Source organism: Pseudomonas sp. MF06569 (assembly GCF_059862735.1).
This window is the reverse complement of sequence record NZ_JCBCUZ010000043.1, coordinates 16299-27005: the sequence shown is the minus strand read 5'-3', so window position 1 is coordinate 27005 and position 10707 is coordinate 16299. Positions and strand designations below refer to the sequence as shown.

Below are 10707 nucleotides of genomic sequence, written 5' to 3'. Positions count from 1 at the left end.
GGCTGGGCCTGTCTATTTGTGCCCGACTGAGCGAGATGATGGGTGCCACGTTGCGGGTGGTCAGTGAGCCGGGGCTGGGCAGCAGTTTCTCGTTGCATACGAATTTGCCGGTTATTGCAGGCTCGCTGGATAACAGCGCCGATATTGACCTTGAGGGTGTGAGTGTCTATGTGCGTACTCCGCGCAATGATATCGGACAGCTCCTGGTCGACTGGTTAAGCCGTTGGGGGGCGCGTGCTCAAGTATTTCCGGCAACGGATACCCCGGACAGCCAGGCCATTTTGCTGGATGTTGATCCTGACCCGCAGCTCTCGTTGCCCTGGTCGGGTGAGCGTGTGATTGCAACCGAAACGGGCCGCAGCCAGCCGCAAAAGACAGAGCGTGGCTGGGAGATCAATGCCTATGACATTCGTGCCATTGCCAGAACGCTGATGCAGGTTGCACACGGCACCGTGCAACAGACGATCTCCAGTGTGCAGCGACCCCTTGGGCGCCTGGACCTGAGCGTTCTGGTGGCGGAAGACAATCCCGTCAACCGGGAGATTCTCAAGGAGCAGCTTAAGGCGTTGGGCGTGCAAGTGACGTTGGCTGAGGATGGTGAGCAAGCCTTGTTGCGCTGGAATGAGGCGTCGTTCGATTTGGTGATCACCGACGTCAACATGCCCAGGCTCGATGGCTATCAGCTGACACGCCGCTTGCGCGAGCTTGACCCTCTGGTGCCGATTATTGGTGTCACAGCCAATGCGATGCGAGAGGAGGGAGAGCAATGCCTGAAGGCCGGGATGAACGTCTGGCTGGTCAAACCGCTGAGTCTGACAACCTTGCGCCAGACCTTGTCAGTCTACTGTTCCCGGTCAGCACAACCGCAGCCGCCCACGTTGCAGGCTGGCGAAGAGGTTGTGCAAAAAGATGATCTTGAAGACTGGATTACGCTTTCACCGAGCATGCACCGATTGTTTATCACCACCATGCATCAAGATCTGGCGCAGGCGCAGCAGGCTTTGCAAGAAGCCAATACATCGAAATTGCTCAATCATGTACACCGTATGCATGGCTCTTTTGCCACGGTAGGCGCTGTCGCTTTAGCGGCGGCCTGTAATGAGTGCGAAATCGGTTTGTTGCGTGAGCCCTTGAGTGCAGAGTCTGCCAGCAGAATCCAGGCGTTGTTGAAACGCTTGCACCGTGCAGTGTCCAGGCTGGTTGACGGGGAGTTGTATCCCAACGGCGGATAATCGTAACCGATGGTATTCATTGATCTTTTTTTATTTGTTGCTTGACGTCTCTGCTGTAAAGAACGTTTAATTACGGCCTTGCCCAGATAGCTCAGTCGGTAGAGCAGGGGATTGAAAATCCCCGTGTCGGCGGTTCGATTCCGTCTCTGGGCACCACTACATAGAAAACCCCTGATGCCTGATGGCTTCGGGGGTTTTTTGTTTCTGGTCGCTGCAGTGATTCGATGGTCTTGACGTGCCTGTTGTGCTGGTGCTTTTTTTAAGAGCGGTTCAAGTGTTCTTGAGGCATTTAAGCTGCAAGCGCCTGACTACTCTTTTCTCTGATGTGTGTACCAGCAGAGGATCATCGTCACGCCAATACCTGACGGTGTAATCGCCAGCGTCCAGATTACCGCTCCCATGACAACTCCCTGGTTTGTCAGGCTCAACAGCAGACTCAAGGCCAGTAACAGCGTTGCGCCGCAACGCAATACTCGTGTTGTGGGACTCTTGCGGGTAAGCGTGATCCTGCGAGAGTGGGGGATTTGACTGAGTGCTAGCGCGCTGAGCCCCATTATCATGAAGCCGAACGCCGCGATATCCGATAGCCAGTCAGCCATTTTTCACCTTGTCAGGCGCTTGCGACGGAGCAGGCGCCAACCAATGACTCCCGCGAGCAACGCGATGAGCATTAATGCCAGATCCACGCCCGCCACCGCCGGGAGCCCCCGCTTCATCGACTGCAATGGATGGTCGCCCGTGCTCCAGGCATTGGAGAACACTGCCAGCAGCGCCATTGCGCTGATCACCAGCAGGTGCTCTGCCCAGGGCGCGCGCGATTGTGCTGAACGCCGGATAGCCCACAGGGTATGCATGATCGCCAGTAACCAGACCCAGTAGAAAAGGGTGATTTCCCAGTTCGCACGGTAAGCCAGGCCGATAGGTAGCAATCGATTGGCCACCAGCATGGCCAGGGTGGCCAATGGCATTCCAGTGATCATCGCGCTGCTGAACAGCGTCATCGATACCACGCTCCACCGCCCGGCAGCCTGCTGCAGGCGGCGCTTTTCCAGCCAGTACAGCAGGCCGCTGCCGAGCATCACGCAACCACTCAAACCTGCAAAAAAATACAAGGCGCGCAGCCACGGTTGCTGAAAGTGGGTTACGTGCAACCCGGCCAGAAACTTGAAGGTCGCGGCCGCTGCAGGCAATCGGGATTCGTGCAGCAGATGTGCGCTGGCGCCATCGAAGTACAGGGTTTGCCCATCCTGACTCATGCGGTCAGCCAACGAGCGGCTGACCTCAACGTAGGCATTGGCATCTCCAGGGTGTCAGACCCTGACAAACGCCGGTTCACCATTGCCCCAATGCAATCGCGCTTGCGCCATCATCTGATCCAGCGAGGCCAATGACCCCGGTGTACCCAGTGCCGGGCGACTGTACGCTGCGTCCGCCTCCTGGCCAAACTGATAGGGCTGGTCCTGATACACCGCCAGGATGCCGGCAGGAAGGTACAGCGGGAACAGGATCAAAAGCCCCGACAACAGGATGATGAAGTGAAAAGGCAGTGCAAACACACCGGTCAGGTTGTGCATGTCCAACAACCGCCTGGGTGATTTGTCTACCCGTAGCGTGAACAGGTCCTGAAACAGGCGTGCATGGATGCACACGCCAGCAATCAGCGCGATTAGCCCCAGCATGGCGGCAAGGCCAACCAGACGCGTACCGATGCTCCAGAAGTTGATGTTGAGGGTGTAATGCAACCGGTAAAAAAAATCGCCGCCGCGGCTTCCGGCCTCCGGCAGCACTCGGTCTTCTCCTGGCGCCAAAAAGCGACTCAATCCCTGACGGTCCTGGGTCCATGCTTGAAATCGAATCACCGGTCGGCGCTTGTCAGGCAGTTCCACGTACCACTGCAGCAGCGGTTTGCCCTGGGTCAAGCTGGCAACGTGGGGGACCACTCGCTGGTCCAGTGACAGTGGGGTGTCAACCGATGCCAGGCGAATCTGCGGCAACATCCAACTGTCCAGCTCACGGTCATACACCGCCAGGCTGCCCATGAAAAATGCGATCAGCAGCAGTCCGGAAAAACCGATTCCGATTATTCGATGCATCCACAGCAGCGCTTGACGAACACGGGTGAACATCAGACGCCTGCCTCCATGAAAAAAGTGCTTGTCCACATCACAAGCGATGCACTCGCCACCCGTACGCAATTGCGCGTTCCACGCGGTGCGCTGAACAGCCACAGCACCAGCCAAGGAAAGAGTGCAAAGCAGGCGATCGAACTGATCAGCACCGCTTCACTGGGCTGGACATGGGCGTGCACCAGGCACAACGCCAAGAATCGGTTCAGTTCCCAGCATGAGAGGTAACTGAGCAGCAACACCAGTACCAGCCACACGCTGCGCAGTAGCCCCGGATGTTTTCCTGCGGTTCGTCTCACCACTGCCTCCCTGATCGCGGACCCTGTGGCCGACTCAAAAAAAACCATGCCGGGTAACTGATGGGCTGCTGCAATTAAAACTTGGCGCGCAGGGTCATGGACACAGCACGGGGGTCTCCGAAGATATTCCCGTCCTGGAAGGTGTTGATGCGCTGGAAATATTTCTTGTCGGTCAGGTTGGTAGCGAGCAGATCAGCAGAGAGATTTTGCGTGATCTGATAGCCAATGCCCGCATCGTACAAGGCGTACCCGCTCTGACGAAGTTTGGTGCCGTCCATGCCGATGCCAGGGACATCCAGTTTGTTGTAGGTCTCGCTGACGATGCTGGCACCACCCTGGACACTCCACTTCTCCAACTCGCCGGGCAGTTTGTATAGGCTCCAGACCCGCAGCATGTTTTTCGGCAGGTAGGTCTGCAGTTGCTCGTTGGGGCTGTCATAACGTTTGTAGGTATGGGTGAAGTTCGCGCTAAGGAACCAGTCAGGGGTCATTTGCCCATTCACCTCAGCCTCGAATCCGCGGGTGCGAGCCTTGCCGCTGGCAACCACGGCCAGAAAACTCGGATCGTTCATGTCCGGAATCGCGCGGTTCTCTTCTTCGATCTGGAACGCTGCCAGCGAGGCGTTCAACGCGCCATCGAGGAATTCGGCCTTGATCCCCAGTTCGTGCTGCTTGCCTTCCAGTGGTTTGAGGATCTTGTTGTTAACGTCCAGGTTGCTGACGGCTTGCGGCTGGAATACCCCGGAGTAGTTGGCATACAGCGAGTAGTTATCGTTGAGGTCGTAGATCAGCCCGTAAAACGGAGTGAACTTCTGCGACACGCTCTCTGCGTTCTTTTGCGCCGGTGAACCAGCCAGGGGCTGGTGCTGGCTGCGGTGCATCTCAAGCCAGGTCACGCGCCCGCCAAGCACCAGCGTCAGAGGGTCGGCCAGGCTCAAGCGGACGTTGCTGTAAATCGCTTTTGCGCGGGTGTTGGCAACGCTGGTCGGCAACTTGTCCGATTCGGCAAAGGCCGGATAGGCAAAGTCAGGCTGGGGGTCGTAGAGGTCGACATCACCCAGGAAGTCCGAGTAATAACCGCCGTTCGATGCAAACTCGGAGCGCGAATAGTTGGCGCCTACCAGCATCGTGTGTTCACGCCCAAGGAAGTTGAACGGGCCGTCGACGTAGATGTCGGCCTCGTCTTGTTTCTCTCGATAATCAAACATGATCGAGTTCATGGACACCAGATTGTCGGCGGGGTCTATGCCCCCACCATTGCGTGCGTAAGCTTGGGTCAAGTCGTAGTTGTTGTCGGCGTGTCGCAGGGAGAGTTTGGTTTTCCAGCCATCCCCCAGCTGGTGCTCGATTTCGGTGAAAACAGCGGTGCTCCAGAAATAGTCCCGGTTCCAGTCTTCACCGTAAAAATTCTTGCGCGACACGTTTGGCAGCGACATTGCGGCCTCACCGGCAGCGTTGGTGTAGCGATAGGCAGGCAGGGAGCGCTGGGCGCCACGGATGTCGGTGTTCTGGTTGCTGGCACCAATGGTCCAGACCGTATCTGGCGTCAGGTCTATATCGACGATGCCGTAGGCTTGATTCGATTCGCGCTTGCCGCCACCGTCGTAGTAGAAGCCTTTCTTGTGCTCGCTGAGCACCAGGCGTGCGCGTACATTACCGCTCTCTGTCAGCGGGCCGGTGACATCGACCATGCCACGGTAGTCATCCCAGGAGCCGGCGCTGATCTCTGTTGAAACCGCCGTCTCGGCCGACGGCCGTTTGCGCACCAGGTTGATACTGCCGCCAGGACCGCCGGCGCCAGTCAGGCTGCCAGATGGACCCTTGAGTACTTCAACGCGGTCGTACATGGTCAGGTCGGGCGATAAAAAAACCCTGTTGTCCATGGTAGTCGGCGTACCGTCCAACTGCAGTGAGGTCATTTCAAAACCGCGGGAGAAAAAACTCAGGCGGCTGGCGTCGATACGCTGAACGGTGACACCGCCCACCTTGCCCAGTGCATCTTCGAGGGTGTAGAGGTTTTGCTTCTGAATACGCTCCTGGCCGATGACGTTGATCGTTTGAGGCACCTCTCGCAGATGCAGCGGGACTTTGGTTCCTACCGATACGGTCGGTGCCTCGGTCTGCATTCCAACAATCGCCTGCGCCGGCAACGTCATGCTACCCAGTGGGTCCAGCGTCAAGGCGCCACCCGCAGTCGTGCGTACGGACAATCCACTGCCTTCAATCGCAAGCTGTGCAGCCTGCTCTGCATTCATTGTTCCCTTGATGGCCGGAGCACGGAGCCCGTCGACGAGATTCGGGGCATAAATGATTTCGTTGCCGCTCTGGCGGGCGATGCGATCGAGTGTCCCCACCAGGGTGTCTGCAGGCAAGTCGAAGTGTTGTTGAGATGCGCTGCCCGTTGCAGGTGATTGCGCGTGGCTGGTCGAAGCGTGACCCAGGATAAGCAAAAAAGACAAACACACAGGCGTCAGCCTGAACGCAGTGTTAAAGCGATTGGACATGGGTAACTCCGTGTTGGCGGCTCCGCTTTTATTAGCGGTTAATTCCTATGTCCAACGAGATTGAAAAAGCGATATAGGGCCACTTGAAAATAATTAGCCGCGCAGTTCGATCCGGGTCCAAAACCCCAGGTATTGCTCTATGCGCACAGGCAGGATTTGCTCCAGCGAGGCCAGTGCACGTTCACTGTTATCCAGGGAGAACAAACCGGAGACACGAAGCTGTGCGGCCGCCGGATCAATGCGTAACACCCCGCGCCGATAGGGCTGCAATGCCTGAATGACTTCTCCCAGCGCCCAATCATCGACACTGAGCCTGCCGCTCTCCCAACTGGTTTCCCCTTTGCGATTAGCGGCAAGTGGCTGGATAGCCCTTGAATTGAGACGGGCACCCGCTCCGCTCTTGAGCAACGAGCATTGCCCCTCGAGCAGACCCACGCAGAGGCTGGAAGTCATTACCCACACATGAGTGGTGTCGTCTTGCAGCGAGACCATAAACCGTGCGTCAGAGCTGCGTGCAAATCCATGTGATGTGCGCACAACAAGTGGCCTGGGATCGTCGCTGGCCTCTATGACCAGTTTCCCTTTACGCAACATCACGTTTCGCTGGCTGGCAGTAAAATCGATATCCACCGCACTGCGCGCGTCCAGAACCAGCGTGCTGCCATCCGGCAGTTTGAAGTCACGACGTTGCGCAGTGGTTGTACTCAAGTCGGCCCCCATGCTTGTGAGCAGCTTGCTCTGCCGGCCAATCAGTGTCGCGCCGACACCGACTCCGCCAAGAACCAGGGCGCCCCGAAGCAAGCGGCGTCGTTGCGGATCTGGCGACTGCAGAACCCTGCGTACCTTCGAGTCCGAGTTACGTGCAAGCGGTAAAAAGGTTGTCCCCAGGTGGGTCTGCACTCTCTCCCATGCCTGCGCATTCGCCGCGTTGGCGATCCAGGCTTCGAACGCCTTTTGTTCATCATCCAGGACTTCGCCTGAACGCATGCAGGCCGTCCATTCGATGGCTTCCTCGATGGCAGAAGGTGCGCGTTTCACTCGTGAATCAGATTCTGGCAGCACAGCTTCAAACCCTTGGCTACATATTGGCGTACCCGAATTGTCGATACCCCTATCAACTCGGCAATGTCGGCGTACTTCATACCGTCCACCTGGCTGCACAGAAATGCAGTGCGGGCCCGTGACGAAAGGCCTGAGAGTAAGGCGTCGATTTCAAGCAGAGCTTCAATCGCCAGTGCCCGGACTTCAGGGGAGGGTTCGAATGCTTCGGGTTGCAAAGCCAACACTTCCAGATAAGCGCGTTCCAGATCGCGCCTGCGCCAACTGTCGTACATCAATCGCTTGGCGATTGTCGTAAGGAGTGCGCGAGGTTCGCGGATTGCCTGCGGTTCAGGCAATGCAACAACCTGAACAAATACTTCAGCAGCGATGTCAGCAGCATCATGGGAACAGCCCAGCCGCGCACGTAGACGATTCAACAACCAACCATGGTGGTCACCGAAAAGGCTGTGCAATACCGTCTGTCGAGCATTGGCAGAAGCGAGCGCGATTTGAGCCATTGGAATGAACTTAATGATAATTCTTATCATTTACCATGACTGTAGCTGTTGTTTCAAGGTGTAAGACTGCTGATGAGCGTTGCAAGCCCGGCGGGACTGCTCCACCCCAATTGTCGGGGATGCCGGGGGAAGGTCGACGGGGGAGTCCAGGACACACTCCCTGACACACCAAAGCCCGCAGCAGGCGCAATGTCATTCACTCAAGAGCAACGCTGCTCAAGGGTGGGAGCTGCAGAAGTCGCCTAACTGAGCAACAGACGGGTTTCTTTCCGATAAACGATAAAATGGTCTTGAGGTGCAGCAAGGCGCGGTTTTCTATATTGCCGGTGAAGGGCTCTAAGGCCTGGCTCGTCGGGCTTGGTCCATACACAACGCGAAATCATAGGATAAGGTCCCGCTCTACATTTCCAAGGGGGCGGCAGAACTCGATAGATGAAAAAAGTTCCGCCGCTGTAACGCGTTATCCCGATTGCGCGCTATTCATCGCCAGTTCATTCCTGAGTTGTAGCCAGAAGGAGGGATTGGCGTGGTAGACGATCCCTCCTTCTGGATTCCATAGCGATGATCAGGCTTGCGCCGCGCTCATCCCGCCAGTGGCCATGGATTTTTTGCGCACCGCTTGATAGAGCAGGCTGGACACCATGAAGCCCGCAATAGCCAGCATACTCATCAGGGAGAAGACATAGTTGTAACCCTGTTGACCGGGGAAGTGGTCGAGGATCGCGCCATAGATGACATAGGCAAACATGCCGGGTGCATAGCCGATCAGGCAACCGATGCCAAAGGCCGAGCCGGTAATGTGCTGGGGAATGCCAACTTCACCCATGGGGGCCCAGAACACGCCGCGCATGGAGAACACGATCAGGGCGAAGGACAGGGTGGCGGCCATGCCTGCATAGATGAATCCCGGGCTTTTTGGAATCAGCATGATCACGCCCATTAGCGGCAGCAGTGCCAGGAATGCCCACTTCAGGTAGCGGCTGGTGCTCTTGAACTGCTTGTCGGCAATGAAACCGCCGGCAGGCCCGCCGAGGATTTTCAGGAAGTACTGGTTGATGATGCCGTAGGCGCCCACCAAAGCCACGGGCAACCCGTACATTTCCTTGAGGTAGGGAATGAAATAGGTCAGGCCGCAGTAGACGATGTAGACCATGAACACGTTGAGGCTGACCAGCCAGATTCCCGGTACCTTGATCGCCTCCATCAGGTTCGCCAGACCGTTCTTCGGTTTGGTCACCGACTGCGTGTTACCGCCCTTAAGCAGGAACCAGGTCAGGGTGCCGGCCAGAATGTCGATGACCGAGTAGAACAGGATCGCCGATTTCAGGCCGGTTTCACCCGAGCCCATGGCGACGAACACACCCAGGGCGGAAAAGGCCACCAGAGTATCAATCACGCCACGCCCGCCTTCGAGCAGGCCGAACAGTCGGCCTTGCTCCTTATCGTCACCCAGGTTGCGGATGGCTTTGAGCAGCGATGGCCAGAACAGGCAGTCGGCACAGATGGCCAACAGACTGAACACGATCAGCAAGTTGCTGAAAGGCGGAAAGGTCGCCAGGTACAACCCCAGGCTACCGGTCCCGATCAGGCCGAGAGGGATCAGTTTGCGCGTGTCGTAGCGATCGGCGAGCAGGCCGCCAATCACAAACAGTGCAGTAGCGACTATCGCGTTGGCGCTCAGCAGCATACCGATTTCAGTGTGGCTCAAGCCCATGAATTCCTGCATGGGTACATAGAAAGCGTCTTTGAGGTTCGCCAGCTTGTAGATGGTGCCGCCACCGAGGATGAGGATCAGGAACCTGAGCCATTTGGCCTTGTTTTGAGCTGTCATTATTGTTCTCCGGGCGTAATCGGGTCGTCAGGTTCAGGCGTTGGAGTGGGTGGCCAGGGTCAGTTCGGCCAAGGTGCGCAATTCGGCTAGCAAGCTACGGACATAGGCGACCTGGTTGTTCGCCCAACGGTGTTCATCGGCCAGCATTCGTTCAAGCGAGTAACCATTCGGAAGCGGCGTTTCGCTCATCTCTCGGTAGGCAATGAAGGGATCGGCCGCCTCAAGGCTCTGACGGAAGGCCGGGGCCACGTAGTGGTTTTCTTGCTCGAGAATGAATGCGATCACCTGCGGGGTTGGTTCCCCCAGCATCAACAGCTCGAACAGCATGCGGGCGCTGGGCAGATCGTCCTCGTCGCTGCCCTGCAAAACGCCGTAATGGCCGAAGCCGTTTTGCTCGGGGACGATGCGCACACCCTTGAGATGGGTCTGACGGATGTGCGGCGCTAGGTTGCGCAGGGCCTGCAGGGGCTGCTCGCAGGCATTGATCATGTTGCCGAAGTCGAACAGGGCATGCAGGCGAGGGTGGTTGAGGCGGTTCAGCAGTTGCGCGATTTCACCGCTCTTGAGTTCTTCATGTTGCTCGAAGTCAAAGTACAGATCGTGTTCGTCGGCCTGTTGCGCGAGGTAGTGCAGGTCGGTCTCAATAATGTCCATGACCCGCGACAGGGTGCCCTCATAGCGTGAGTAAACACGGATATTGCGCACCCCTAGGACCCTGGCGATGGCGATCACCTGATCGACATCCTTTTTCAGCGTGCTACTGATTTCCAGGTGCACATCCAGTCCCAGCGCTTTGGCCTTGGCGGCAAACGCATGGAGCTGCACGGGCGACATCTGGCTCAGGCTGTTCTCTTCACCGTCGAGCAAGTGCAGGCTCAGGCCTTGCAGTTCATGCCGGTAAGCGAAGTCCAGCAGATCGGCAGGGGTGACACGACCATGGGTGAGATTGGTCAGCAGCGGGTAGGCGTGGGCAAACAGGCGCAATTGCCCGAGACGCCCAAGTAGCCGCCGGGCCAGTGCGTCCGTCAGCACGGGAACAGCCCCGTACTCGACCACCTTATGGCTCAGCAAGGCGTTGAATCGTTCCTGGATCTTATTGTTCATTAGAGTCGTTCCTGGTTCAGACACCGGGTCTACCGGCGCAGCCTTTATCGCG

10 protein-coding genes and 1 tRNA gene are annotated in these 10707 nt (G+C 57.3%); 2 read left to right on the top strand and 9 right to left on the bottom strand.

The window, feature by feature from the left end; genetic code table 11:
• Both AC19YQ_RS23750 and AC19YQ_RS23745 read left to right on the top strand, forming a co-directional pair.
• A partial coding sequence (locus AC19YQ_RS23750; protein ID WP_500596073.1) for an Hpt domain-containing protein occupies positions 1 to 1232 on the top strand: 1232 nt, incomplete at its 5' end.
• Between the two features lie 80 nt (positions 1233 to 1312).
• Positions 1313 to 1388, top strand: a tRNA-Phe gene (locus AC19YQ_RS23745).
• Between the two features lie 152 nt (positions 1389 to 1540).
• On the opposite strand, the gene AC19YQ_RS23740 is transcribed toward AC19YQ_RS23745, so the two are convergent.
• The 9 genes from AC19YQ_RS23740 to AC19YQ_RS23700 form a co-directional block, all read right to left on the bottom strand.
• A complete protein-coding gene (locus tag AC19YQ_RS23740) occupies positions 1541 to 1831 on the bottom strand; it encodes a DUF3325 family protein (RefSeq protein WP_133076444.1) in 291 nt (96 codons plus the stop codon).
• Positions 1832 to 1834: 3 nt separating this feature from the next.
• Entirely contained in the window at positions 1835 to 2488 is a 654-nt protein-coding gene (locus AC19YQ_RS23735; RefSeq protein WP_500596072.1) for a PepSY domain-containing protein, read from the bottom strand.
• Between the two features lie 54 nt (positions 2489 to 2542).
• Positions 2543 to 3358: a PepSY-associated TM helix domain-containing protein gene (locus AC19YQ_RS23730; RefSeq protein WP_500596071.1), complete on the bottom strand. Its 816-nt coding sequence runs from the start codon at positions 3356 to 3358 to the stop codon at positions 2543 to 2545.
• On the bottom strand, positions 3358 to 3657 hold the full coding sequence (locus AC19YQ_RS23725) for a hypothetical protein (protein WP_326397349.1): 300 nt from the start codon (positions 3655 to 3657) through the stop codon (positions 3358 to 3360). Before AC19YQ_RS23725 ends, AC19YQ_RS23730 begins: the two co-directional genes overlap by 1 nt.
• 74 nt (positions 3658 to 3731) lie before the next feature.
• A complete protein-coding gene (locus AC19YQ_RS23720) occupies positions 3732 to 6161 on the bottom strand; it encodes a TonB-dependent siderophore receptor (RefSeq protein ID WP_326397350.1) in 2430 nt (809 codons plus the stop codon).
• 93 nt (positions 6162 to 6254) lie between these two features.
• Positions 6255 to 7199 carry a FecR domain-containing protein gene (locus tag AC19YQ_RS23715; protein ID WP_133076441.1) on the bottom strand — a complete coding sequence of 315 codons (945 nt, stop codon included), beginning with the start codon at positions 7197 to 7199 and terminating at the stop codon, positions 6255 to 6257.
• Positions 7196 to 7720, bottom strand: a complete 525-nt coding sequence (locus tag AC19YQ_RS23710) for a sigma-70 family RNA polymerase sigma factor (RefSeq protein WP_133076473.1) — start codon at positions 7718 to 7720, stop codon at positions 7196 to 7198. The genes AC19YQ_RS23715 and AC19YQ_RS23710 overlap by 4 nt, the downstream gene beginning before the upstream one ends.
• A 565-nt stretch (positions 7721 to 8285) precedes the next feature.
• Positions 8286 to 9551 (bottom strand): MFS transporter, encoded by a 1266-nt coding sequence (locus tag AC19YQ_RS23705; protein ID WP_133076440.1) that lies wholly within the window; start codon positions 9549 to 9551, stop codon positions 8286 to 8288.
• A gap of 33 nt (positions 9552 to 9584) precedes the next feature.
• The gene (locus tag AC19YQ_RS23700) at positions 9585 to 10655 is read right to left on the bottom strand and encodes a sugar phosphate isomerase/epimerase family protein (RefSeq protein WP_133076439.1); all 1071 of its coding nucleotides are present in this window, start codon (positions 10653 to 10655) and stop codon (positions 9585 to 9587) included.
• Positions 10656 to 10707 lie beyond the last annotated feature (52 nt).